At 68.2% G+C, this 25,473-nt stretch carries 16 protein-coding genes; 4 read left to right on the top strand and 12 right to left on the bottom strand.

Annotated features, from left to right (window positions below; translation table 11 throughout):
* Positions 1 to 7: 7 nt before the first annotated feature.
* From ACWD5Q_RS15210 to ngcE, 9 genes are all read right to left on the bottom strand, one after another.
* Positions 8 to 1,528 carry an amino acid permease gene (locus ACWD5Q_RS15210; RefSeq protein ID WP_451427445.1) on the bottom strand — a complete coding sequence of 507 codons (1,521 nt, stop codon included), beginning with the start codon at positions 1,526 to 1,528 and terminating at the stop codon, positions 8 to 10.
* Between the two features lie 148 nt (positions 1,529 to 1,676).
* On the bottom strand, positions 1,677 to 3,647 hold the full coding sequence (dxs, locus tag ACWD5Q_RS15215; protein WP_451427446.1) for a 1-deoxy-D-xylulose-5-phosphate synthase: 1,971 nt from the start codon (positions 3,645 to 3,647) through the stop codon (positions 1,677 to 1,679).
* A 305-nt stretch (positions 3,648 to 3,952) separates the two neighbouring features.
* Positions 3,953 to 5,248 (bottom strand): sugar ABC transporter permease, encoded by a 1,296-nt coding sequence (locus ACWD5Q_RS15220; protein ID WP_451427447.1) that lies wholly within the window; start codon positions 5,246 to 5,248, stop codon positions 3,953 to 3,955.
* Complete coding sequence (locus tag ACWD5Q_RS15225; RefSeq protein WP_451427448.1) at positions 5,245 to 6,036, bottom strand: ATP-binding cassette domain-containing protein; 792 nt, start codon at positions 6,034 to 6,036, stop codon at positions 5,245 to 5,247. The genes ACWD5Q_RS15220 and ACWD5Q_RS15225 overlap by 4 nt, the downstream gene beginning before the upstream one ends.
* Positions 6,037 to 6,214: 178 nt before the next feature.
* Complete coding sequence (locus tag ACWD5Q_RS15230; protein WP_451427463.1) at positions 6,215 to 7,315, bottom strand: sugar ABC transporter substrate-binding protein; 1,101 nt, start codon at positions 7,313 to 7,315, stop codon at positions 6,215 to 6,217.
* Between the two features lie 133 nt (positions 7,316 to 7,448).
* Positions 7,449 to 8,648, bottom strand: coding sequence for an ROK family transcriptional regulator (locus ACWD5Q_RS15235; RefSeq protein ID WP_451427449.1), 1,200 nt, complete (start codon positions 8,646 to 8,648; stop codon positions 7,449 to 7,451).
* 262 nt (positions 8,649 to 8,910) lie between these two features.
* Positions 8,911 to 9,834, bottom strand: a complete 924-nt coding sequence (locus ACWD5Q_RS15240) for a carbohydrate ABC transporter permease (RefSeq protein ID WP_451427450.1) — start codon at positions 9,832 to 9,834, stop codon at positions 8,911 to 8,913.
* 2 nt (positions 9,835 to 9,836) lie between these two features.
* Positions 9,837 to 10,763: a carbohydrate ABC transporter permease gene (locus ACWD5Q_RS15245; protein WP_451427451.1), complete on the bottom strand. Its 927-nt coding sequence runs from the start codon at positions 10,761 to 10,763 to the stop codon at positions 9,837 to 9,839.
* 73 nt (positions 10,764 to 10,836) lie between these two features.
* Entirely contained in the window at positions 10,837 to 12,282 is a 1,446-nt protein-coding gene (gene ngcE, locus ACWD5Q_RS15250) for an N-acetylglucosamine/diacetylchitobiose ABC transporter substrate-binding protein (RefSeq protein WP_451427452.1), read from the bottom strand.
* A gap of 458 nt (positions 12,283 to 12,740) precedes the next feature.
* Between ngcE and ACWD5Q_RS15255 the strand changes: the two genes are divergently transcribed.
* The gene (locus ACWD5Q_RS15255; RefSeq protein ID WP_451427453.1) at positions 12,741 to 16,544 is read left to right on the top strand and encodes a GH92 family glycosyl hydrolase; all 3,804 of its coding nucleotides are present in this window, start codon (positions 12,741 to 12,743) and stop codon (positions 16,542 to 16,544) included.
* Between the two features lie 418 nt (positions 16,545 to 16,962).
* The gene (locus ACWD5Q_RS15260; RefSeq protein ID WP_451427454.1) at positions 16,963 to 17,262 is read left to right on the top strand and encodes a hypothetical protein; all 300 of its coding nucleotides are present in this window, start codon (positions 16,963 to 16,965) and stop codon (positions 17,260 to 17,262) included.
* Between the two features lie 93 nt (positions 17,263 to 17,355).
* Here ACWD5Q_RS15260 and acnA read toward each other — a convergent pair whose 3' ends face one another.
* Entirely contained in the window at positions 17,356 to 20,073 is a 2,718-nt protein-coding gene (gene acnA / locus ACWD5Q_RS15265; protein ID WP_451427455.1) for an aconitate hydratase AcnA, read from the bottom strand.
* Positions 20,074 to 20,670: 597 nt separating this feature from the next.
* Here acnA and ACWD5Q_RS15270 point away from each other — a divergent pair.
* Complete coding sequence (locus tag ACWD5Q_RS15270) at positions 20,671 to 21,906, top strand: MFS transporter (protein ID WP_451427456.1); 1,236 nt, start codon at positions 20,671 to 20,673, stop codon at positions 21,904 to 21,906.
* 80 nt (positions 21,907 to 21,986) lie between these two features.
* On the opposite strand, the gene ACWD5Q_RS15275 is transcribed toward ACWD5Q_RS15270, so the two are convergent.
* Positions 21,987 to 22,913 carry a hypothetical protein gene (locus ACWD5Q_RS15275; protein ID WP_451427457.1) on the bottom strand — a complete coding sequence of 309 codons (927 nt, stop codon included), beginning with the start codon at positions 22,911 to 22,913 and terminating at the stop codon, positions 21,987 to 21,989.
* Between the two features lie 391 nt (positions 22,914 to 23,304).
* Positions 23,305 to 23,904: a CGNR zinc finger domain-containing protein gene (locus tag ACWD5Q_RS15280; protein ID WP_451427458.1), complete on the bottom strand. Its 600-nt coding sequence runs from the start codon at positions 23,902 to 23,904 to the stop codon at positions 23,305 to 23,307.
* Between the two features lie 56 nt (positions 23,905 to 23,960).
* On the opposite strand from ACWD5Q_RS15280, the gene ACWD5Q_RS15285 reads away from it, so the two are divergent.
* Positions 23,961 to 25,157 (top strand): MFS transporter, encoded by a 1,197-nt coding sequence (locus ACWD5Q_RS15285; RefSeq protein WP_451427459.1) that lies wholly within the window; start codon positions 23,961 to 23,963, stop codon positions 25,155 to 25,157.
* Positions 25,158 to 25,473 lie beyond the last annotated feature (316 nt).

Below are 25,473 nucleotides of genomic sequence, written 5' to 3' on the forward strand. Positions count from 1 at the left end.
GCAGCGGTCATGGGGTTCCGTTCCCCGGCCGCCCGGCGGCCCGCCCCGCCGTGCGCTGCTCCTCGCCCACACGGCTGTGCGAGCGGCCGTAGAAGAAGTACACGAAGCAGCCGGCCACCAGCCAGATGGCGAACCGCAGCCAGGTCTCGGCGGGCAGGTTCAGCATCAGCCACAGCGAGGCGCACACCGAGAGGACCGGCACCACCGGTACGAACGGGGTGCGGAAGGCGCGGTGCAGATCGGGGCGGGTCCGGCGCAGGATGATCACGCCGATCGCCACGACGATGAAGGCGAAGAGCGTACCGATGTTGACGAGTTCGGCGAGTTCGCTGAGGCTGGTGAAGCCCGCGACGACGGCGATGACCACGCCGAGCAGGACGGTCGGCCGGTGCGGGGTCTTGAAGCGCGGGTGGACCCGGGAGAAGAAGCGGGGCAGCAGTCCGTCGCGGCTCATCGCGAAGAAGACCCGGGTCTGACCGAGCAGCAGAATCAGACAGACCGTGGTCAGGCCGATGGCGGCGCCGAAGCTGATCACGCCCGCGTACCAGGGGTGTCCGATGGTCTTGAAGGCGTCGGCGAGGGGTGCGTCCACGGACAGGTCGCGGTAGGGCTCCATCCCGGTGACGACGATCGACACCGCCACGTACAGCGTGGTGCAGATCAGCAGGGAGCCGAGGATGCCGCGCGGCATGTCACGCTGCGGGTTGCGGGTCTCCTCGGCCGTCGTCGCCACGATGTCGAAGCCGATGAAGGCGAAGAAGACGACGGACGCGGCGGTGAAGACGCCGAACACTCCGAAGTTGGAGGGCGCCCAGCCGGCGAGGAGCTGGATGAGCGGTGCCTTGAGGCTGCCGCCCGCCGGTACGGCCTCGGGCTTCGGGACGAACGGCTTGTAGTTGGCGGTGTCGATGAAGAAGGCACCCGCGACGATCACGATCAGCACGACGGCGACCTTGATGGCGACGACGAACCGGGTCACCCGGGCCGACAGCCTCATGCCGACGACGAGGATGGCGGTGAGCACCAGGACGAGCGCGGCGGCGAGGATGTCGAAGCCGAACCCGCCGGTCCCCTCGCGGCCGCCCAGCGACGCGGGCAGGTGCCAGCCCGCGTTGTCGAGCAGCGAGCGGATGTACCCGGACCAGCCGACGGCGACCACCGCCGTGCCCAGCGCGAACTCCAGGACCAGGTCCCAGCCGATGATCCAGGCGGGCAGCTCGCCGAGCGTGGCGTACGAGAACGTGTAGGCGGATCCCGCGACCGGGACCGTCGAGGCGAACTCGGCGTAGCAGAGCGCGGCGAGCGCGCAGACGACGCCGGCCACGACGAAGGACAGCGACACGGACGGTCCCGCGTTCTCCTTGGCGACCTTGCCGGTCAGGACGAAGATGCCGGTGCCGATGATGACCCCGACGCCGAACACGGTCAGGTCCAGTGCGGAGAGGGTCTTCTTGAGCGCGTGCTCCGGCTCCTCGGTGTCCTGGATCGACTGCTCGACGTTCTTCGTCCGGAAGAGGGTGCTGCTCACGGCGTACCTCCCACACTTGTCGTCCCCGACATGATCGAGAGGGGGCGTAGTGCGTATGCCCCGAAAGGGTGGAATTCACGCGAATGAGCCGGTCCCGCCACCGTAAAGGATGGCGGGACCGGCCCGGGGGTTGATCAGGCGGGCGGGGTCAGTCCCGTGCGGACTCCACCGAGTCCACGGCCCGCGCCGCGGCCGTACCGTCGGCGGGGGTCCCCCCGCGCGCGCGAAGCCGGGAGTGGGGGATGCCGTCGAGCTTGGCCACGAGCCCCGTGACCTGGCGGGCGATGTCCGGCGCGGTCAGGCCGATCTCCGCCATGACCTCCTTGCGGGAGGCGTGGTCGAGGAAGCGCGGCGGGACGCCGAAGTCGCGCAGCGGAACGTCGACGTCCGCGTCGCGCAGGGCCTGCGCGATCGCCGAACCGACGCCGCCGACGCGCGAGTTGTCCTCGACGGTGACGACCACCCGGTGCTGCGCGGCGAGCGGGGCGAGCGCCTCGTCGACGGGCTTGACCCAGCGGGGGTCGACGACGGTGGTGGAGATGCCCTGCTTCTTGAGCAGGTCGGCGATCTCCAGGCACATGGGCGCGAGCGCGCCGACGGACACCAGCAGCACGTCCGGCACCGGGGCGTCGGCCTTGCGCAGCACGTCCATCCCGCCGACCGTGCCCACCGCGGGGACCGCCGGACCGACGACGCCCTTGGAGTAGCGCAGCACGGTGGGCGCGTCGTCGACGTCCACGGCCTCGCGCAACTGGGCGCGCAGTTGCTCGGCGTCGCGCGGGGCGGCGATCCTGAGGCCGGGGACGACCTGGAGCATCGACATGTCCCACATGCCGTTGTGCGAGGCGCCGTCGTCGCCGGTGACGCCGGCGCGGTCCAGCACGAAGGTCACCCCGCACTTGTGCAGGGCGACGTCCATGAGCACCTGGTCGAAGGCACGGTTGAGGAAGGTCGCGTACACCGCGAACACCGGGTGCAGTCCGCCGGTGGCGAGGCCGGCCGCGGAGACCGCGCCGTGCTGCTCGGCGATGCCGACGTCGTAGATCCGGTCCGGGAAGGCGTCCGCGAACTTCTTCAGACCCACCGGCTGGAGCATCGCCGCGGTGATGGCGACGATGTCCTCGCGCTCGCGGCCGAGCTTGACCATCTCGTCGCCGAAGACGGAGGTCCAGCTGGCGGCGGACGCCTTGATGGGCAGGCCGGTGTCGGGGTGGATCGGGCCGATGCCGTGGAAGCGGTCGGCCTCGTCCTGCTCGGCGGGCTTGTAGCCGCGGCCCTTCTCGGTGAGGCAGTGCACGATGACCGGGCCGCCGAACCGCTTGGCGCGCGCGAGGGCGGACTCCAGGGCCTCGATGTCGTGGCCGTCGATCGGGCCGACGTACTTCAGGCCCAGGTCCTCGAACATGCCCTGCGGGGCGATGAAGTCCTTCAGGCCCTTCTTGGCGCCGTGCAGGGTCTCGTAGAGGGGCCTGCCGACGACGGGGGTGCGCTCCAGCACCTCCCGGGTGCGGGTCAGGAACTTCTCGTAGCCGTCGGTGGTGCGCAGGGTGGCCAGATGGTTGGCGAGACCGCCGATCGTCGGGGAGTACGAGCGCTCGTTGTCGTTGACGACGATGACCAGGGGGCGGTCCTTGGCGTCCGCGATGTTGTTGAGCGCCTCCCAGGCCATGCCGCCGGTCAGCGCCCCGTCACCGATGACGGCGACGACATGGCTGTCCCGCTCCAGCAGCTCGTTGGCCTTGGCGAGGCCGTCGGCCCAGCCGAGGACCGTGGAGGCGTGCGAGTTCTCGATGATGTCGTGCTCGGACTCGGCGCGCGAGGGGTAGCCGGACAGCCCGCCCTTGCTGCGCAGCGCGGAGAAGTCCTGACGGCCGGTGAGCAGCTTGTGCACATAGGCCTGGTGGCCGGTGTCGAAGAGGACCTTGTCCTTGGGTGAGTCGAAGACACGGTGCAGGGCGATGGTGAGCTCGACCACACCGAGGTTGGGGCCGAGGTGGCCGCCGGTCTTGGAGACGGCGTCGACGAGGAAGGTCCGGATCTCCTCTGCCAGCTGGTCCAGCTCCTCCAGGCTGAGCTGGTCCAGATCGCGCGGTCCCCTGATGCGGGTCAGCAGCGGCACCCGTGCCTCCTTGCAGTAGAGCTGAGTCGAGCTGTTGCCGGGCCTGTCGAGTCTAATGTTCCGTCTGTGGGGATCATGGGCGGCCCTCACGTTCCGGGTATCGGTTTTCGGCCGCGGCGCACCGCCGGACCGTGTCTGCGGCCTGGACTCTACGGGCCGCCCGGCCGCGTGGGCACTACGGGCGGCCCGTAGTGCCCGGACCGCACACCACTGTGCCCGGCACCGCCATGGGTACCGGGCACGGGGCGAAGGGGGCTGTGCGCGCCCCGCCGGCCAGGGGCTGTGCGCCCCCGGCCGGCGTGGGACTACGCGCGGCCCGCCGTCTTCTGGGTCTTGCGGGTGATCGAGTCGATCACCACGGTGGTGAGCAGCACGCCCGCGGTGATCATGTACTTCACCGGTTCGGCGATGGACTCCAGCTGGAGGCCGTACTGGATCGAGACGATCACCAGCACACCGAGCAGGGCGTTCCAGGTACGGCCCCGGCCGCCGAAGAGGCTGGTGCCACCGATGACGGCCGCCGCGATCGCGTTCATCAGCAGGTCACCGGCACCGGCGCTCTGGTTGGCCGAGGCGATCTTGGAGGCCAGGAACAGACCGCCGACGGCCGCGAAGAACCCGGAGATCGCGAAGACGGAGATCCGGACGGCCGTGACGTTGATACCGGCACGGCGCGTGGCCTCGACGCTGCCGCCGAGCGCGAAGATCTTGCGGCCGTACGTCGTGCGGCGCAGCACGAAGTCCGTGAGCACCAGGAAGGCCAGGAAGATCACCGTGGCCAGCGGCAGGCCCTTGTACTGGTTGTACATGTAGGCCGCGGCGAAGGAGACCACGGCGAGCAGGCCCGTGCGCAGGAGCGTCTCGCTGAGCGGCCGGGACGGGATGCCCGCGGCCTCGCGGCGGCGGTTGCCGAGGTAGGAGGTGGTGAAGAACACGATGACCACGACGGCGGCGAGACCGTAGGCGGCCGCCACATCGGCGAAGAAGTACGTGGTCAGCTGGCTGATGAAACCGTCGCTGTTCAGGTTGATGGTGCCGTTGGCGCCCAGGACCTGGAGCATGAAGCCCAGCCAGAACAGCAGGCCGGCCAGGGTCACGGCGAAGGCGGGAGCGCCCAGCACCGCGAAGAAGAAGCCGTGCATCGCGCCGATGAGCGCGCCGGCGGCGACGGCGACGAGCACCGCCGCCCATTCGGGCCAGCCCTGGTTGACGGCGAACACGGCCGCGAGCGCGCTGGCCGCGCCGCTGACCGAACCGACCGACAGGTCGATCTCGCCGAGCAGCAGGACGAAGACGATACCGACCGAGATCATGCCCGTGCCGACCATCGTGACGGTGATGTCACTCAGGTTCTGCGCGGACAGGAAGGCCGAGTTGAGGCTCTGGAAGATGACGCAGATGATGATCAGGCCGACGATGACCGGCATGGATCCCAGCTCGCCGGCGCGCATCTTGCGCTTGAACTCGCCCAGGTAGCCCGCGAAGCCCTGCTCGCGCACGAGCAGGCGCGGGTCGACCGCGGTCACCGCGGCCGCGGCGGCCTCGGGGTTCTCGACGGCGGACGCGTCCTGCGGCGTCTCGGAGGTCTTTTCGATGCTCACTTGGAAACCTCCCCGGTCGTACGCGCCGCCCGGCGGGTCACGGCGTTGTCGGTGGCGCCGGTGATGGCGGAGATGATCTCCTCCTGCGAGGTGGTCTTCACCTCGAAGACGCCGTTGTTGCGGCCGAGGCGAAGCACCGCGACCTTGTCCGCCACGGCCTTCACGTCGGCCATGTTGTGGCTGATGAGGACCACCGCGAGGCCGCGCTCGCGCAGCCGCTCGACCAGGTCCAGGACCTGGGCGGTCTGCTCGACGCCGAGCGCCGCGGTGGGCTCGTCCAGGATGACCAGCTTGGGCTCGCCGAGCATCGAACGGGCGATGGCCACGGTCTGGCGCTGACCGCCGGAGAGGGAGGCGATCGGGATACGGACACTGGGGATCCGGATCGACAGGGTGGTCAGCAGCTCGCGGGCACGACGCTCCATCTCGACCTCGTCGAGGATGCCGCGCTTGGTCAGCTCACGGCCCAAGAAGAGGTTGCCGACGACGTCGATGTTGTCGCACAGCGCGAGGTCCTGGTAGACGGTCGCGATGCCGAGGCTCTGGGCGTCGTTCGGCCTGCCGATCTGGACGGGAGCACCCTCCCACTCGATGACGCCCTCATCGATGGGGTGCACGCCGGCGATCGTCTTGACCAGCGTGGATTTTCCGGCGCCATTGTCGCCGACCAGGGCGACCACCTCACCGGCGTGGACCTCAAGCTCTACGTCGGTGAGCGCCTGAACGGCACCGAACCGCTTGGAGACCCCGCGCAACGCCAGCACGGGCGTAGCGGACACGTGAACCATCTCCTTCGCCGCCTGACCCGGCGGGAGGTTGTGCAGAAGTTTGGGGGATGTTCCGTCCGGCGCCCCGCAACGAGCTTGCGGGGCTGGTGAACGCGGAGCGCCGGAGGAGCTTGCGTGGGCCAGTCCCGTACGGGAATTCAAGAGCGGATTCCCGTACGAGGAAAGGGCTCGGGGTCGCTTACTTCAGACCGATCTTGTCGCAGGCGGCCTTGTACTGCGGGGTGCAGATGTCCGAGACGGTGTAGATGCCGTCCTTGATGACCGTGTCCTGGATGTTGTCCTTGGTCAGCGCGACGACCGGGACGAGGACGGAGGGAACCTGCTTGACGGTCGGGCTGTCGACCTTGTCCTTCGCTATCGAGTCGACCGACTTGCCCTGAGCGAGGGCGACGGCCATCTGCGCGGCGATGTCCGCCTCCTGCGGGTAGGACTTGTAGACGCTCATGTACTGCTCGCCCGCGACGATGCGCTGCACGCCCGCGAGTTCGGCGTCCTGGCCGGTGACCGGGATGTTGGAGATGCCCGCGGCCTTGAGGGCGGTGATGATACCGCCGGCCATGCCGTCGTTGGCCGAGTAGACACCGATGACGTTGTTCTTGCCGAGCGCCGTGATCGCCGCCTCCATGTTGGCGTTGGCGTTGTCCGGCGACCATTCCTTGGTGTCGTACTCGCGGCCGATGTTGACCTTGCCGTTGAGGACGGAGTGAGCACCGGCCTTGAACTGGGCGGCGTTCGGGTCCGTCACCGCGCCGTTCATCATGACGATCTTGCCCTTCTTGGCATTGCTGCCCAGGGCCTTCAGGAGGGCCTCGCCCTGCGTCTTGCCGACCTCGGTGTTGTCGAACGAGGTGTACGCCTTGATCGGGCCCTCGGCCAGGCGGTCGTACGCGACGACCGGGATGCCTGCGTCGTTGGCCTTCTTGACCGAGTTGGCGATGGCCTTGGAGTCGACGGCGTCGATGATCAGGACGTTGACCTTGTCCGTGATCATGGTGTCGACCTGCTGGGCCTGCAGGTTCGGGTCCTGCCGGGCGTTGTTGTACTCCAGCGTGGCCTTGTTGCCCGTCAGCTCCTTGATCTTCTTCTCGATCAGGGGCTTGTCGAACTTCTCGTACCGCGCGGTCTTGTTCTCCGGAAGGAGCAGACCCACCTTGATGGCGTCGCCCTGCTTGGGGGCCGCGGACGGGGATGAACCGCCACCCGACTCCTTGGCGCTGCCACAGGCGGCCAGCGAGACGGCCATCGCCCCCGCGGCAACGGCAACGGCGGCACGACGCATACGCGTGTTCACTTCAGAAACCTCCCTGACGAGGCCGCGTCGTTGCGGCCGAGGTGGCTGGAAGTCAACTCGGCCGCAGGTGCGGCGTCAAGAAGTAAATCCTTAACGAGATGGCAACGGTGCCATCCGTTCTCTAAGTGAAGGCAGGGGTAACAGCAGGCAGCGTTCCGTCCAAAAGGGTTGAATCACCCATCTCGCTGAGTGCGAGAGCGAGCGCCCCGAGCACCTCGGCGCGACCGCCGAGCGCCCCTGGCAACACCGAGAGCTGACGTGCGGCGCTGGGGATCGCGTACCGGCCGACCGACTCCCTGATCGGCCCGAGAACCAGCTCTCCGGCCTCGGCGAGATCACCGCCCAGGACCACTCGGCTCGGGTTCAGCAGATTGCACAGATTGGCGACTCCACTGCCGATGTGGCGACCGACGTCGGCGATCACCCGACGGCAGCCCGGATCGCCGTCCCGCGCCAGCCTGACCACGCCCTCCATGGTCAGATCGGTGCCGTGGCTGGACTGGAGCAGCGGCAGCACGTACCGCGCCGCCGTGAAGGTCTCCAGGCAGCCCCGGTTGCCGCAGCGGCAGACGGGACCGGATTCATCAAGGGTGATGTGACCGATCTCTCCGGCCGTGCCGCCGGGCCCCCGGTAGATCTTCCCGTCGATCACCAGCCCGGCACCGACACCGCTCGCGACCTTGATGTAGGCGAGATCCCTGACCCCCCGGCCGCTGCCCCAGACCAGCTCGCCGAGGGCGCCCAGGTTGGCGTCGTTGTCCACGTGCACCGGCACACCGAGCCGCCCCCGCAGCTCCTCGGCGGGCCTGGCGCCGGTCCAGCCCGGCAGGATCGAGGTGGAGCCGAGCGTGCCCGACTCGACGTCGATGGGGCCGGGCACGCCGAGACCCACGCCCGCGATCTTGGACCGGTCCACCCCGGTCGCCTCGATCAGCCTGCTGACCAGCTCTTCCGCCCGGTCGAAGCCCTGCGCGGCGGAGGCGTCCACATCCAGCGGCTCCGATTCCTCGGCCAGCACCTGATGGGCGAGGTTTCCGACCGCGACGCGCAAATGGGTGTGCCCGAAGTCGATGCCGATGACGATGCCGGCGTCACCGCTCAGGGAGACGCTGCGGGCCCTGCGGCCGCCCGAGGACGTGGGCGTGACCTCGACCGTTCCGCCTTCCCTCAGCTCCCGCACGATGTTGGAGACCGTTGCCGCGGACAGGCCCGTCGTCCTCGCGATCTCCGCCTGCGTGAGCGACCCGGCAAGGCGCACCGCACGAACGACGCGTTCGAGATTTGCTCGGTGCAGCGACGACTGCGACCCCGGAGTCTCCATCGACTCATCCACTCCTGCCTTCAGCCCGGCGGCCACAACGCCGCCGGCGTGGCTCAGATCACAGCAGCGGGATCCGGGCCACTTACAAGTTGTGAACTCCAAGCTCCGCTGAACGGGTTACCGCAGTCAAGTCCTTGACGGAAATCGGAGAAGATCAAAACGAGTGGATACGGACACACCGGCGCCGCCCCCGGTTCACGGGGAGGACGCCGGCGGGCCCGATGGCGCGGGTAGAGGGGGCCGCCTCGGGCAACCCGGGGCCCTACTTCAGGGCCCCCGCGGTGAGTCCCTGCACCACCTGGCGCTGGAAGACGATGTAGGCGGCCAGCACCGGCAGCATCGCCATCACCAGTCCCGCGAAGAGGCCGGACCAGTCGCCCTTGTAGCCCTGGCTGGCGGCGAGCTGGACCAGGCCCTGGGTGAGGACGTGTTTGTCGGGGTCGGTGTTCAGGACCGTCGGGAGCATGTACTGGTTCCACTGGCCCAGGAAGTTGAAGATCCCCACGCTGATCAGGCCCGGCTTCGCCATGGGGAGCATGATCTGGAAGAAGGTCCGGGTGTGCGAGGCCCCGTCCACGAACGCCGCCTCGGCCACCGACGTCGGCAGGGTGCGGAAGAACGCGGTCAGGAAGAAGACCGTGAAGGGCAGCGAGTAGGCGATGTAGACGAGGATCAGCCCATGGATCGTGTTCAGCAGCCCCATGTTGTTCACGACGTAGAACAGGGGGACCAGCGCGAGCATGATCGGGAAGCTCATGCCGCCGATGAACAGGTAGTAGATGAACCGGTTGCCCGGGAAGTCGAAGCGGGCCAGCACGTACGCGGCCATCGACCCCAGGGCCAGGGTGCCGATGAGCGAACCGCCCACCACGAGCACGGTGTTGAGGAAGTAGCTGCTCATGTTGGCGTCGGTCCAGGCCCGCGCCCAGTTGTCGAAGTGCAGCCGGTCCGGGAGCGCCCAGGGCGAGCTGAAGATCGAGTTGTCGTCCTTGAAGGACGTCATCACCGCCCACAGCAGCGGCAGCACCACCATGAACGCCCACAGGACGAGCATGCCGTGCGAGAAGACGTTGAGGACGGTGCCCTCCCTCTTCTCCCGGGGCGGCGCGCCCGCCGGAACGCGGGTCCCGGCGGGGGTGGCACCGGGCTCGGCCGGCGTCGGGGCGGGGGTCTCGGTCGTCTTCATGATCAGAACTCCAGCCGCTCGCGCCGGCCCAGCCGCATCACGATCGCCGCGAAGAGCAGTGTGACGACGAGCAGGGCGACACCGATCGTGGTTGCGTAGGCGGCCTGACCGTCGCGGAAGGCCTTCTGGTAGACGTACAGCACCAGGACGGTGGTCGAGTAGTCGGGGCCGCCGGGTCCGGTCGTCATGATCTGTACGACCGCGAACGACTCGGCACCCAGGGCGAGGATGCCCATGTACACCCAGCCGGACTGCACGGTGTCCCACAGCAGGGGCAGGGTGATCCGGAAGAACGTGGTGATCCGGTTGGCCCCGTCGAGCAGTGCGGCCTCGTACAGATCCGCCGGAATGGAGGCCATCCCGGCGGAGAAGAGCACGACGAAGAAGCCGACCGTGGACCAGACCAGGACCGCCATCACGCACCACAGGGCGAGGCTGGGGTCGCCCAGCCACAGCGGCTGGACACTGCCGAGCCCGATGCCGCGCAGGAACGAGTTGATCGCACCGCTGTCCGGGTTGTACGCGAACGCGAACAACAGGGCCACGATGGCGATCGAGAGCACCTGCGGGAAGAAGTAGACGATCTTGTAGAAGGACGAGCCGCGCACGCCGGTGATCACCGGCCCGCCCTTCCGGTGCCGTCCGCCCACATTGATCATGAAGGAGAAGAACAGCGCCAGACTGATCGTCACCACCGGCAGCAGCAGCGCGAACAGGAGGCTGTGCCACAGCGACTTCCAGAAGATCTCGTCGTGGAGCAGCCTCGTGTAGTTGTCGAAGCCCACCATCGAGAACTCGGGGCTCAGCCCGGTCCAGTCCGTGAACGAGTAGTAGATGGACTGGATGAACGGCCATACGACAAAGAGCATGTACAGCCCGAGGGGCACCGCCAGGAACCCCACGATGAACCGGTACTTGCCGTGCTGCATCGCTACCGACCCCGATCTCGCTGCATGACCCCCGGCCTCGGCCGTGCGGGCAGCCGCCGCTGGTGACGGACCCTCACTGGTGCTTGTAGTGCTTGATCGTCGTGTCCTTCGCGGCCTCGTCCGCGAAGCCCTGGATCCTCTTGACGGCCTCCGCGGGAGTGATGCGCCCGGCCATCATCTCGCCGAGTCCGGACACACCGATCTTCTCCTTCTGGAGCTGCACGTACCAGTCCTGCAGACGCGGGTTCAGGACATTGGTGCCGGCCTTCTCCAGCGCGGCCACACCGGACTTGAGGCCCGGGGTGAGGCTGATGCCGGTGGTGCCGCCGTTGAACGCCGTGAGCGACTTGACCTTGGCGGTGAAGTTCTTCGAGGACGCCTCGCTGAGCATGATGCGCAGCTGCTCCATGCCGCCCTCGGGGTTGGGCGCCTTGGCCGGGACGATGAACGGCTCGCCGCCGGAGGCCCAGATGGTGCCGAAGGGCATCTTGTCCGAGGAGTCGAGACCGGAGGGCGCGGAGACGGCGAGGTTGAAGTCGCCCGGGATGACGTTCGCGGACTCGTTCTCCACCCAGGAGCCGTTCGGGATGAACAGCGCCTTGCCCTTGGCCCAGGCGGTCTGCGACTGGATGTGGTCGAGGCCGGGCGTGCCCTGGAGGATGTAGCCCTTCTGGTAGAGCTCGTAGTACGCCTCGAAGCAGGCCTTGACGGCCGGGTGCTTCCAGGCGTTCGGCTCCAGGTTGTCGATGGCGTCGAGGACCGCGCGGCCGCCGACCTTGCCGATCATCGGGTACAGGGAGAAGGGGATGTAGTACGGGTACTTGCCCGCGTACGTCCAGCCCGCCATTCCCTTCTTCTTGGCCTTCGCGCAGACCGTGAGCATCGCGTCCCAGGTCTCCGGGTAGGTCTCGTCGAGCGAGTCGAGGGCCTTCTGCGAGTACCAGACGCCGTACACCGTGTAGGCGTAGTACATGATCCAGACGGGGTTGCCGTCGAACTGGCCCATCTCGACGATGCCCGGGCGCAGCGTGTCGCGGACCTTCTTCGACGGGTCGTCGTACGAGGGAGCGTCGAGGAGCGGGGTGAGGTCGGCGAGCTGGTTCTTGCCGACGAGGACGCCCATGTCCATCTGCTCGGCGCCGGAGTTGTCGATGAGATCGGGCGGGTTGCCCTGGTTGAAACGGGGCTGGAGGGTGGTCTGGATCTTCTGGGTGGCGGCGAACTTGACCTTCGCCTTGGGGAAGTCCTTCTCGTAGATCTTGACCGCGTCCTGGGCGTATTCCTTGCCGAAACCGCCGTCGAAGAGTACGAACTCCATCTGCGCCGTGTCATTGACGCCCAGGGGATTCTGCTTGGTTTTCTTGCCCGCCTTGGCCTTGTCCTCGCTGCCCCCGCTGCTGGCGCACGCGGACAGGAAGCCCATCGCGGGGACGGAGATCAGGCCGAGCGCGGCGGACCGCTTGATCAGGTCGCGGCGGCCGACGCCCCCGGTGGTGTTCTCGCCGGAAGTGGATCCCATGCTCAAGTCCTCGCCTTCTCCAGGACTCAGGCGGTGAACCGGATCCTCCCCGGCACCGCGGTGATGGTGAAGCTGGGGTCGTGCATGGGGGATTCAGTGGGACGGCACGGCGGATCGTCGTGCCGAAAACGGTCCGCCGCCTCCCGATTCCCCCCGGTCGTACCTGTCCACGGCTGCCGTACCGCAGGACGATGGCTGCCCGAACGCCGACAGGTATAGTCCACTTCCCGCCAACGGGGCAAGATCGAATGCAAGGTTGACGGTTTGCTTTTCCGAGTTGAGACCTCGCGGAAATACGAGATGCCCATAGGACGCTCGGGCGGGATATCCGCCGCAATGACCCCGAATGCCACACTCAACACCCTTGACATCACGGGCCGCTTCGACACCTACTGGTCCTTGCTCACCAAGTTGACAACGTTGTCCATATTTTCACAGCGCAGGGAGGGTGCTCGCGCATGCAGCACAGATCTCGGCACAGACGGGCTCAGACGGCGGTCGTGGTAACGGCCGCCTTCGCATTGGTGGCGGGCCTTCAGGGCGCGGCGGAGGCGCTGCCCAGTCACGGTCCCGCCGCGGACCGGGAGTTCGCCTCCTCGTTCGAGGCGGGCGATCCGGCGCCGACGTGGCTGAACACCGTGGACACGGGAGCGGACGGCACCAAGCGGGCGTCCGGCGTGGACGGCGGATACAGCACGGGCATCCCCGGCAATGTCACCGACGAGGTCACCGATGTCCGGGCCAGTGCCGAGAACACGGGGGCCGGCGAGGTCAAGGAGAACCTGATCGACGGCGAGCCCGGCACCAAGTGGCTCACGTTCGCACCCACGGGCTGGGTCGAGTTCGACCTCGACGCGCCGGTCACGGTGGTCACCTACGCGCTGACGTCGGCCAACGACTTCGCGGAGCGGGACCCCGCCGACTGGACCCTTCAGGGCTCCACGGACGGCAAGGACTGGAAGACCCTGGACACCCGCACCGGCGAATCGTTCGACCAGCGCTTCCAGACGAAGTCGTACGACCTGGCGGAGCCGGCCGAGTACGCCCACTTCCGGCTCGACTTCACCCAGAACCACGGCGCGGACATCCTCCAGCTCGCCGATGTGCAGTTCTCCACCGGCAAGAGCACCGAACCCACGCCCAAGGACATGCGTACGCTGGTGGACCGCGGCCCGATCGGCTCCCCCACCGCCAAGGCCGGCGCGGGCTTCACGGGCCGCCGGGCCCTGCGCTACGCGGGAACGCACACGACGGACGGACGGGCGTACTCGTACAACAAGGTCTTCGACGTGAACGTGCCCGTCGAGCGGAACACCCGGCTGTCGTACCGGATCTTCCCGTCGATGGCGGACAAGGACCGGGACTACGACGCCACCAACGTCTCCGTCGACCTCGCCTTCACCGACGGCACCTATCTCAGCGACCTCGGAGCACTCGACGAGCACGGCTTCCCGCTGACCCCGCAGGGGCAGGGCGCGTCCAAGGTGCTGTATGTCAACCAGTGGAACGACGTGGCCTCGCGGATCGGTTCGGTCGCGGCGGGCAAGACCGTGGACCGCATCCTGGTGGCGTACGACTCGCCGAAGGGACCGGCGAAGTTCCGGGGCTGGCTGGACGACATCGCCCTGAAGGTGACACCGCCGGAGAAACCCAGGGCCCATCTGTCCGACTACGCGCTCACCACCCGCGGCACCAACTCCAGCGGCTCCTTCTCCCGCGGCAACACCTTCCCGGCGACCGCCCTGCCGCACGGCTTCAACTTCTGGACGCCGGTGACCAACGCGGGCTCGCTGAACTGGCTGTACGACTACGCCCGGGCCAACAACGCGGACAACCTGCCGACCATCGAGGCGTTCAGCGCGAGCCATGAGCCGAGCCCGTGGATGGGTGACCGGCAGACGTTCCAGGTGATGCCGTCGGCCGCCGTCGGCACCCCGGACACCGGCCGCGGCGCGCGGGCGCTGGCGTTCCGGCACGAGAACGAGACGGCCCGCCCGTACTACTACGGGGTGACCTTCGAGAACGGGCTCAAGGCGGAGATGGCGCCGACGGACCACGCGGCGGCGCTGCGGTTCACCTACCCCGGCGACAACGCGAGCGTGATCTTCGACAATGTGACCGCGCAGGCCGGGCTGACCCTCGACAAGGACAAGGGGACCGTCACCGGGTTCTCCGACGTGAAGTCCGGGCTGTCGACCGGGGCGACGCGCCTGTTCGTCTACGGCGTCTTCGACGCGCCCGTGACGGACGGGGCGGCCTCGGGGGTCAAGGGCTACCTGCGGCTGCGCCCCGGCGCGGACCACACGGTGACCCTCCGCCTCGCCACCTCGCTGATCAGCGTCGACCAGGCGAAGGAGAACCTGCGCCAGGAGGTCCCGGACGGCACGTCGTTCGACGAGGTGAAGGCCCGCGCGCAGCGCGCCTGGGACAAGCTGCTCGGCACGATCGAGGTCGAGGGCGCGACCGCCGACCAGCTCACCACGCTCTACTCCTCGCTGTACCGGCTGTATCTGTACCCCAACTCGGGTTTCGAGAAGATGGGTTCGGGTTACCAGTACGCGTCCCCGTTCTCCCCGATGACGGGTCAGGACACCCCCACGCACACCGGGGCGAAGATCGTCGACGGCAAGGTGTACGTCAACAACGGCTTCTGGGACACCTACCGCACGACCTGGCCGGCGTACTCCTTCTTCACCCCCCAACAGGCCGGTGAACTGGTCGACGGCTTCGTACAGCAGTACAAGGACGGCGGCTGGACCTCCCGGTGGTCCTCGCCCGGCTACGCGGACCTGATGACGGGCACCTCCTCGGACGTGGCGTTCGCGGACGCCTATGTGAAGGGCGTGAAGTTCGACGCGAAGGCCGCCTACGACGCGGCGGTGAAGAACGCGACGGTCGCACCGCCCGCGTCCGGCGTCGGCCGCAAGGGCATGGCGACCTCGCCGTTCCTCGGCTACACCAGCACCCGCACCGGCGAGGGCCTGTCGTGGTCGATGGAGGGCTACGTCAACGACTACGGCATCGCGAAGATGGGCCAGGCGCTGTACGAGAAGACCGGCGAGAAGCGCTACCAGGAGGAGTCGGCGTACTTCCTGAACCGCGCCCGGAACTACGTCAACCTCTTCGACGCGAAGGCCGGCTTCTTCCAGGGCCGCGACGCGCGGGGCAACTGGCGGGTGGACTCGTCGGCGTACGACCCGCGGGTGTGGGGCTACGACTACACGGAGACCAACGGCTGGGGCTACGCCTTCACGGCACCGCAGGACAGCCGGGGCCTGGCGAACCTGTACGGCGGCCGCGCCGAGCTGGCGGACAAGCTGGACCAGTACTTCGCGACACCGGAGACGGCCTCACCCGAGTTCGCCGGCTCTTACGGCGGAATCATCCATGAGATGACGGAGGCGCGTGACGTCCGGATGGGCATGTACGGGCACTCCAACCAGGCCGCGCACCATGTGATCTACATGTACGACGCGGCGGGCCGCCCCTGGGAGGCCCAGGCGAAGGTCCGCGAGGTGCTCGCGCGGCTCTACAACGGCAGCGAGATCGGGCAGGGCTACCTCGGCGACGAGGACAACGGCGAGCAGTCGGCCTGGTACGTGTTCTCGGCGCTGGGCTTCTACCCGCTGGTGATGGGCAGCGGTGAGTACGCCATCGGGTCGCCGCTGTTCAAGAAAGCCACCGTGCACCTGCAGAACGGCCGGGACCTCGTCATCAACGCGCCGGAGAACAGCACGCGGAACGTGTACATCCAGGGGCTGAAGGTCAACGGCCGCGTGTGGACGTCGACGGCGCTGCCGCACGCGCTGCTGTCCCGGGGCGGCGTGCTGGACTTCGACATGGGTCCGCGGCCGTCGGCCTGGGGCAGCGGGACGAACGCGGCCCCCGTGTCGATCACCCAGGACGACAAGGTGCCCGCGCCGCGCGCGGACGTGCTCAAGGGTGACGGTCCGCTCTTCGACGACACCTCGGTGACGGAGGCGGCCGTGACGAGCGTGGACCTGCCGGTGGCGGGTTCCACCAGGGCGGTGCAGTACACCCTGACGTCCCCGGCCGACCACACGAAGGCCCCCACGGGCTGGACCCTGCAGGGCTCAGGGGACGGCACCCAGTGGACGACCCTCGACCAGCGCTCGGACCAGGCCTTCCCCTGGGACCGGCAGACCCGGGCGTTCTCGATCCCGCACCCCGGCACGTACGCGCACTACCGCCTGGTCCTGAACACCGAGTCGACGCTGGCGGAGGTGGAACTGCTCTCCTGACACCTCCGTGAGGGACGGGGCGGGCGCGGAGTCTCCTCCGCGCCCGCCCCGTCGTCGTACGGGCCTTGCTCAGCTCACCGCGTGAACAGCGCAGGTCCGCGTCGTCGGGTAACGTCACACTCCTGATCGTCCGGCCGGCGAGGGCCTCGAACGGCCGGGCGGCGAAGACGTAGGCCGCCACCGGGTCCTTGTCAGCGCCGGCCACGTCGCGGCACGCCGTCCACGGCACCCTCGGCGCCCAAGGGTCACTCGTGGGGGCGGAGTTGGCCGTACCCAGGTGCGAACGGGGCAACCCCGGTGCTCTCGTGGTCATCTACCTGTACGAACGCGATGACCTGGGAAAGGGCGGGCTGTGCACGGTTCCGGTGCGGACGGTGGCCACGAGAGGAACACCGCCGGTTCCTGGTGGGCGCCCGCCATGGCGAACCTGCTGATCGGACTGGTCGCCATCCTCCCCGGCCTGTGCGTGCGGTGGCTGCTCGCCAGATACGCGCTGATCCACTGCGTCGGCGGGTTCGGCTGTGCCGGCAGGTCGCCGGACAACACGCTCGGCATGACGCTCGGCGCGGTGCTGGGCGGCGGATTCGTCCTCGGCATGGTGCTGGTGGTGGACGTCCTCATGCCCTGGCAGGAGGGCCGTCCGCTGCACCTGTGGCTCGGCATGACGGCCCTGGTCCCCGCACCGTTCGCGATCGCCCAGGCCGCGGGATGGCTCTGAGAGCTCCGAACAAAATGGGAGTCCGGCGGGACACAGCGAGGGCCGCATCCCCGCCGGGCGGGGATGCGGCCCTCGGCCGCTGTGCCGGACCGCTTACTTGCGGATCAGGCCGCGCAGCACGTACTGCATGATGCCGCCGTTGCGGTAGTAGTCGGCCTCACCGGGGGTGTCGATGCGGACGACCGCGTCGAACTCGACACCGGTGTCGGTGGTGACCTTGACCGTGCGCGGCGTGGTGCCCTCGTTCAGCTCGGTGACGCCGGTGAGGGAGAAGGTCTCCTCGCCGGTCAGGCCGAGGGCCTCGGCGGTGGCGCCCTCCGGGAACTGCAGCGGCAGCACACCCATGCCGATCAGGTTCGAGCGGTGGATGCGCTCGTAGGACTCGGCGATGACGGCCTTGACGCCGAGCAGCGCGGTGCCCTTCGCGGCCCAGTCGCGGGACGAGCCGGAGCCGTACTCCTTGCCGGCCAGGACGACCAGCGGGATGCCCTGCTCGATGTAGTTGCGCGAGGCGTCGTAGATGAACGCCACCGGCGCGTCCGCCTGGGTGAAGTCGCGGGTGTAGCCGCCCTCGGTGCCCGGCGCGATCTGGTTGCGCAGGCGGATGTTGGCGAACGTACCGCGGATCATGACCTCGTGGTTGCCACGGCGGGAGCCGTAGGAGTTGAAGTCACGACGCTCGACGCCGTGCTCGGTGAGGTACTTGCCGGCCGGGGTGTCGGCCTTGATCGCACCGGCCGGGGAGATGTGGTCGGTGGTGACCGAGTCACCCAGCTTGGCGAGGACGCGGGCACCCGCGATGTCGGTGACCGGGGCCGGCTCCATCTGCATGCCCTCGAAGTACGGGGGCTTGCGGACGTAGGTCGACTCGGCGTCCCACTCGAAGGTGTTGCCGGTCGGGATCGGCAGGGACTGCCACTGGGCGTCGCCCGCGAAGACGTCCTCGTACGACTTCTGGAACATGTCCTCGCCGATGGCGTTGGCGACGACGTCGTTGACCTCGGCCTCGGTCGGCCAGATGTCCTTCAGGTGGACCGGGTTGCCGTCCTGGTCGATGCCCAGGGCGTCCTTGGTGATGTCCACCTTCATGGAGCCCGCGAGGGCGTACGCGACGACCAGCGGCGGGGACGCCAGGTAGTTCATCTTGACGTCCGGGTTGATCCGGCCCTCGAAGTTCCGGTTGCCGGAGAGGACCGAGGTGACCGCGAGGTCGTGGTCGTTGACGGCCTTGGAGACCTCCTCCGGCAGCGGGCCGGAGTTGCCGATGCAGGTGGTGCAGCCGTAGCCGACCAGGTTGAAGCCGACCTTGTCCAGGTACGGGGTCAGGCCCGCCTTGTCGAAGTAGTCGGTGACGACCTTCGAGCCCGGGGCGAGGGTGGTCTTGACCCACGGCTTGCGGGTCAGGCCCTTCTCGACCGCCTTCTTGGCCACCAGGGCGGCGGCGACCATGACGTACGGGTTGGAGGTGTTGGTGCAGGAGGTGATGGCCGCGACCGTCACCGCACCGTGGTCGAGGGTGTAGGTCGTGCCGTCGGGGGCGGTGACCTGGACCGCGTTGGACGGGACGCCGTTCGGGGCGACGGCCGGGGAGTCGGAGGCCGGGAAGGACTCCTTGCCCGCCTCGTCGACTGCGTCGACGTAGTTGAGGACGTCCGTCTTGAACTGCTGGGCGGCGTTCGCGAGGACGATGCGGTCCTGCGGGCGCTTCGGGCCGGCGATCGACGGGACGACCGTGGACAGGTCCAGCTCGAGCTTCTCGGAGAAGTCCGGCTCGGCCGTCGGGTCCAGCCAGAGGCCCTGCTCCTTGGCGTAGGCCTCGACGAGCGCGACCTGCTGGTCGGAACGGCCGGTCAGGCGCAGGTAGTTCAGGGTCTCGTCGTCGATCGGGAAGATCGCGGCGGTGGAGCCGAACTCCGGGGACATGTTGCCGATGGTGGCGCGGTTGGCGAGGGAGGTGGCGGCGACGCCCTCGCCGTAGAACTCGACGAACTTGCCGACCACGCCGTGCTTGCGGAGCATCTCGGTGATGGTGAGCACGAGGTCGGTGGCGGTGGTGCCGGGCTGCAGCTCACCGGTCAGCTTGAAGCCGACGACGCGCGGGATGAGCATGGACACCGGCTGGCCGAGCATCGCGGCCTCGGCCTCGATGCCGCCGACGCCCCAGCCGAGGACGCCGAGGCCGTTGACCATGGTGGTGTGCGAGTCGGTACCGACCAGGGTGTCGGGGTAGGCCTTGCCGTCGCGGACCATGACGACACGGGCCAGGTGCTCGATGTTGACCTGGTGGACGATGCCGGTGCCCGGCGGGACGACCTTGAACTCGTCGAAGGCGGTCTGGCCCCAGCGCAGGAACTGGTAGCGCTCCTTGTTGCGGCCGTACTCCAGGTCGACGTTCACCTTGAAGGCGTCGTTCGTGCCGAACTTGTCGGCGATGACGGAGTGGTCGATGACCAGCTCGGCCGGGGCCAGCGGGTTGATCTTCGCCGGGTCGCCGCCCAGCTCCTTCACGGCCTCACGCATGGTGGCGAGGTCCACGACGCAGGGAACGCCGGTGAAGTCCTGCATGATCACGCGGGCCGGCGTGAACTGGATCTCCTGGGACGGCTGGGCCTGGGAATCCCAGGTGCCGAGGGCGCGGATGTGGTCGGCGGTGATGTTCGCGCCGTCCTCGGTGCGGAGCAGGTTCTCCAGCAGGACCTTGAGGCTGTACGGAAGGCGGGCCGAGCCCTCCACCTTGTCCAGCCGGAAGATCTCGTACGACTCGTCGCCCACCTGCAGCGTGCTGCGGGCGTCGAAGCTGTTCGCCGACACGACAGTCTCCTTCATTGATGTGCGCGTACCACCGCAATCCTGCCGCCATCGCGGCTCGACCGATCCGCTAAGGTAAGGCTAACTTAGGTAACCCTTACTAGAGCGGCGGCTGCGGTGCGCCTCGGCAGATATCTCGATGTCGAGATAACTCTAGTACATGGGTGCGGCTCGGTCATGCCGGATCCACCTTGCCCCGCCCCGATGGACCGTGGACAGCCCCAGTCTCTCCGGAGCGCCGCCGGCGCGCCTTCCCTGCGGTCGCCGTACCGCGTCGGCTTGACCGTGGGGGCCGGGATGGATGCAGCGGACTTCCGCGTCCGGCCGGTCGGGCCGGATGACGCCAAGCGTGGTCCGTGATGCGGCCGGTGCGGTTCGAGGCCGGTCTCCCGGCGCGCCCCCTCCTGTCATGTCGCGAGCAACCTCACGGGCCGGCGCCGGTAGGCGACGGCGCGGCCTGTCGAGGTCCAGCACCCGCACTGCGTGCGCGCCGGCCGACTGGAGGTACGCGCGAATCTCACTGCATGACTCTTGCTATTGCACGTAATACGCAACAAGGTGAGCGGGTCCTTACTGCCTGCCCTGGATGCGGAGCCAGTCATGCCTCGCCTGTTACCGGATGCCCGACCGCAGCGCGCCCTTGCGGCCTCGAACTTCGTCTACACCGTGGGCAGCGGCCTCTATCTGACGGCCGGGGTGCTGTATTTCACCCAGGCGGTTCACCTCCCGGCAGAGCAGGTGGGACTCGGGCTCGGCATCGCCGGTCTCGTCGCGCTGGCCCTGGGTGTCGCGGTCGGTCACCTGGCGGACAGATACGGAGCACGCGGTGTCTACGCGGCCACCCTCGTGATCCAGGCACTGGCCACGGCCGGCTTCGTCCTGGCGGACAGCTTCTGGCCGTTCGTCCTCGCGGTCTGCGCGGCCGCCGGGGCGAAGGCGGCCGGAATGGCCGCCCGCAGCCCGCTCATCAGGCATTACGGAGGGGACCGGCCGCAGGAGTTCCGGGCCTATCTCCGAGCGGTGACCAATGTCGGCGTCTCGCTCGGCGCCGTTGGGGCGGGATGGGTTGTTCAAACGGGCACTCCCGCCGCCTACCACCTCATGGTCATCGGCAACGCGATGGCCTTCGCGGTCTCCGCTGCGCTCCTGGTCCTCCTCCCGCCGGTCACGCCCGTCCCCACCACCGGCGGCCCTCGCTGGATCGCCCTGAGAGACCGTCCTTACCTGCTGCTCACCACGCTCGACGGCATCATGGCGATCCAGTTCAAGGTGCTCACCGTGGCCATCCCGCTCTGGCTGGTCGGCGCCACCACCGCCCCGCACTGGCTCATCTCGGGCACCATGCTCACCGGCACCGTCATCGTCGTCGCGTTCCAGGTACGGGCCAGCCGCAACGTCGATTCCCCCACAGCCGGCGGAAACGCCTACCGTCGGGCAGGCGTCGCCTTTCTCGTCTCATGCTCGATGATCGCGCTGTCCGCGGGGATACCGGCGTGGGCTGCGGCAACTCTGCTCATCACCGCGGTGGTGGTCCACACGGTCGGCGAGCTGTGGCACTCCGCTGCCGGCTTCGAGGTGTCCTTCGCCCTCGCCCCACGGCACGCGACGGGACAGTATCTGGGCGTGTTCGGCCTCGGCGCCGGACTGGCCGAGGCCCTCGGGCCAGGACTGCTCATCTGGCTCTGCATCACCTGGGGCCGCCCTGGGTGGTATGTCGTGGGGGCTATGTTCGCGCTGACGGGCATGGCAGCACCACTCGCTGTCCGCTGGGCTCAACATCACCAGAACGCGCGGCAGGCTCACTTCCAAGCCGCCGAAAACGCATCCGCAGCCTGAATCACTCACCCACTGCCCCACGGCAGCATCGATCTCACTCGACCCGATCCCTCACTGTTGCCTCAGCTACGTCAAGCCAATCAGGCGTCGACCTCGTGGGGTTCATGGGGCAGACCGTCGTCCAGGACGATGCGAATGGTCTCGCCTTGTCCGGCGACTTCGGCGAGTTCGGAGGCGATGCGGTTGTAGGAGGTCACGGCCATTGCCCAGTCGCCCTCCAGCGGGGTGGCGGTAGAGCGGGTGTTCCACAGCTCGATCAGCAGGGCGATGAGGGAGCGACCGGACAGGACGGTCCGGACGCGGCCTTCTTTGAAGTCCTCCACAGCGGGCGGGGTGCGGAAGTGGCTGTGGTCGACGGCCAGGGCGGCAAGCCACTCCCAGGTGTCGCGGTGCGCGATCAGTTCCGCGGAGGCCACGCCGGCGGCCTTCAGCAGAAGGACACCGTGGCCGACTTGCGGGTCCTCCGCGCTGCCGGATGCCTGTGGTGTGGCATCGGAAGGCTGGGCGCGGGAAGCGCCCTTGCCCTGGTAGGCGGCTTCGATGGCGTTCTTGAGAGCGAGGTCCTGCTCGTGGTTCTCGGCCTCGGGCTGCGACTGGCGCTCAGTGTTCTCCACGGTTCCCCCCTGGGTGTCGGTGTCCGATGGGACGGCCGGATGCGTTGCGGCGGGATCGCTGGAGCCGTAGTCGGCCTCCGTCCCGGGCTCCGGCGGCGACGCGGTCTCCTCAGGACGCATTTGTGCACCCTCGCCGGCCTTTTCCGCCAGTACGAGGGGGCGAAGGACGTCGACCAGCTCCAGCAGTTCCCGAAGCTCGCCCCGCATCTCGTTCAGGTCGCTGATCATCCGGTCCTGGCGCCGACGGACCTCCCGGTTCTCCTCGCGCAGTCCGGTGACGCCCCCCTGGATGAGTTCGAGGATCTTCAGGCGGCTCTGGGTGACCTCACCGTGCAGTGCGGTCAGCCCCACCGTCGGATCGTCAAGGCGTTCCAGTTGCTTCCGTGTCGCCATCAGTTCCATCATCGCGTCACCGAAAGCGTCTCTCCACCCCACGTGACCCCCTGGCTACTCAGAGCATGCAATGGCTCGAATCTCCCCAGAAAGAGTGGGCGTGACGCGATGGTTTCCAGCCCTTCCCTGGGTCCGGTCTCAGACATCTCCGGGTACGGCGTCTCTCCGGCCTGCGGTACCCGGACTTGAGTGAGATGCCTGGCTCGTTCGGCGTCCTGCTTACACATGACCGGAACACTCCAGAACTCGCCCACACATGACCGGGACACGGCCGCACATGCCTACAGAAAAACGGACTGCCTACACATCGCAGGGACAGGACACCGGAGATCTCTGAGACTGGCCGGACTTCACGGAGACCTGATCTGCCGCAGCGAAGATTGAGTGATTCTCATTGAAGTTTGAGCGGTGTCGTGCTGGATTCGCTCGACTGCTCGGTGGAGTGGGAGCGCCGATGGGCTGCAACTCGTTCGCGGGTCGCGCATCGGCGGGAACAGTAGCGGCGTTCCGGACCGCCGCCCTGGGTGATGAAGACGTTCTGGCAGCTGGGTGATGCGCAGATCCTGCCGGGCGGGCGTTGCCGGTCCCAGACGAGGACGGTCAGGGCCATGCAGGAGGAGGCGAGGAGCCACTCGTCCCAGGGTGCGTTGTCGTCGTGGTCGAGGTGGGGATGCCAGGGGGTGCTGCCGCCGTGCGAGGTCAGGCGGAGCGGCCCGGCGTGGTCCCGCAGGAGGCGGTTGAGGGTGGCTGCGGCGTCATCGGCATGCTCGGCGGCGAAGACTTGTCGCAGCAGTGCGGCGGCTGCGCGCATCCCGGCGACATCGCGGGTGGTGAGGCCGATGGGGTCAGATTCGCCGTAGTCGCGGAGCACATCGGCGACGCCGTCCGGGTCGGGTCGGTCGTCAGCGAGGGCGTTGATCAGGGCAGCGGTCCGTCGGGCCGTGGTCAGCACGGAGTGCCGAGTGGACCAGTCGTCGCTGTCGGAGAGCACCTGTGGAATGTAACGTATCTTGCCGAGTTTTGAGTTACCTCCGTAACGTCCTGCTGATGAGAAGGCGTTACTCACTCCGCTTGTATCTCGCCGGAGCAGTGGCAGCTCGTGCCGGGGACGAGATGTCAGGACCGGCGCTGATGTTGGCAGGATTCGCCCTGGCCGGGTCGACCGTTGAAGCGTCGTCGCTGCTTGCGGGCATCACGATCTCTGCCGCGGTAGGTGGTCCGGTGCTCGGGGTGCTCCTCGACAGGGCAGGACGGCCGGGACGCCTGCTGGCCGGGGCCCTCGTCCTGTATGCGGTGGGGTTGGGGATGATTCTCGTGGGACTGGGCCGGTTGCCGTTCGCTGTCACCCTCATGATCGCCGTGGTGACGGGGCTGCTGGGGCCGGCCCTGTCGGGCGGATGGACGGCCCAGCTGCCGCGTGTGGTGCTTGGCGAGCACCTGCCGCGGGCGAACGCGCTCGATGCCATGACGTTCAGCGTGGCGAGTCTGGCCGGTCCGGCTTTCGCCGGCGGCGTGGCGGAGGCGTTGGGAGCTCCGTCGGCCATGGTGGTCTCCGTGGTGCTCATCGCCTCGGCGCTGCCCGCTGCATGGATGCTGCCTGCCCGTCCTGGTCGGGCGCGGGGCGCTCAGACGACCTCGGTGATCAGCGACCTTGCTGCCGGGATACGGATCATCGTCGGAAGGCCGCCTCTGGCTCGGGCGACCGTCACCTCCGTCGTCTCCTGCATCGCCCAGGGCATGCTGACGGCATGCATCCCGCTCCTGGGCGAGCATGTCCTGGGCGGAGCTGGCCGCGGCGTGGTGCTGCTTTCCTGCGCGGCGGTCTCCGCCCTGGTGTCCAACGCCGTACTCGCCCGGTTTTCGCGTGCAGTCGCCCCCGACACGATCATCTGGGCCAGTGCCCTTGTCCAGGCTGCCGCGCTGGCCTTGGCCACCGCGGGGTCACCCGTCGTGCTCATCGTGGCCGCACTCGTGGCGGGAATGGGGGAAGGACCCCAGCTGGCCGCCTTGTTCGCCATCCGTCACCGGGAGGCTCCAGGACACCTGCGTGGCCAGATCTTCACCACCGGCGCCAGCTTGAAAATCACCGGATTCGCCCTGGGGGCGGCGGTTGCCGGACCGCTCATGGCCTGGTCCCTTCCAGCCACCGTGGCCCTCGCAGTGAGTGTGGCGGTCCTCGCAGCACTGGCCTTCTTCACGATCCCGTCGGCAACCGTCAACGCGCCCGAGGGTCAAGTTCGTTGAGTTCGGCCGTATCGTCCTCTTCAGAGAAACGAATGAAGAGCGCCGTGACGGTGGTCAGCGGGATCCAGTCGACGTGGTCGCCGAGGAGGTTGTGCCAGGTGTCAGCGGCGGCTGACATAGGAGCGTGTCTGAGCTTGAGATAAAACCTCTGGGCTCGTCCAAGAAGGCGTTCGAGTCCCCCACATGGGCAAATGCCTGACGAGGTGACGGCTACGTCGTCGTCCTCGGGTTGTGACACCAACGAAGAGCGACGTAGCCGTCGCCCCCAGTGTGCCCGATGGTGGCGGCCGCCATGCGGCGCTGCGTGAACTCAAGG

This window comes from Streptomyces sp. NPDC002513, from assembly GCF_053595355.1.

Bases quoted from the DNA above. Each gene is read 5' to 3' on its own strand.
- ACWD5Q_RS15275 (WP_451427457.1), bottom strand. From the start codon at position 22,913: ATGGCGACACGGAAGCAACTGGAACGCCTTGACGATCCGACGGTGGGG.
- ngcE (WP_451427452.1), bottom strand. From the start codon at position 12,282: ATGGGATCCACTTCCGGCGAGAACACCACCGGGGGCGTCGGCCGCCGC.
- ACWD5Q_RS15225 (WP_451427448.1), bottom strand. From the start codon at position 6,036: ATGGTTCACGTGTCCGCTACGCCCGTGCTGGCGTTGCGCGGGGTCTCC.
- ACWD5Q_RS15260 (WP_451427454.1), top strand. From the start codon at position 16,963: ATGGCGAACCTGCTGATCGGACTGGTCGCCATCCTCCCCGGCCTGTGC.
- ACWD5Q_RS15285 (WP_451427459.1), top strand. From the start codon at position 23,961: ATGAGAAGGCGTTACTCACTCCGCTTGTATCTCGCCGGAGCAGTGGCA.
- ACWD5Q_RS15230 (WP_451427463.1), bottom strand. From the start codon at position 7,315: ATGCGTCGTGCCGCCGTTGCCGTTGCCGCGGGGGCGATGGCCGTCTCG.
- ACWD5Q_RS15270 (WP_451427456.1), top strand. From the start codon at position 20,671: ATGCCTCGCCTGTTACCGGATGCCCGACCGCAGCGCGCCCTTGCGGCC.
- ACWD5Q_RS15245 (WP_451427451.1), bottom strand. From the start codon at position 10,763: ATGCAGCACGGCAAGTACCGGTTCATCGTGGGGTTCCTGGCGGTGCCC.
- ACWD5Q_RS15235 (WP_451427449.1), bottom strand. From the start codon at position 8,648: ATGGAGACTCCGGGGTCGCAGTCGTCGCTGCACCGAGCAAATCTCGAA.
- ACWD5Q_RS15255 (WP_451427453.1), top strand. From the start codon at position 12,741: ATGCAGCACAGATCTCGGCACAGACGGGCTCAGACGGCGGTCGTGGTA.
- ACWD5Q_RS15240 (WP_451427450.1), bottom strand. From the start codon at position 9,834: ATGAAGACGACCGAGACCCCCGCCCCGACGCCGGCCGAGCCCGGTGCC.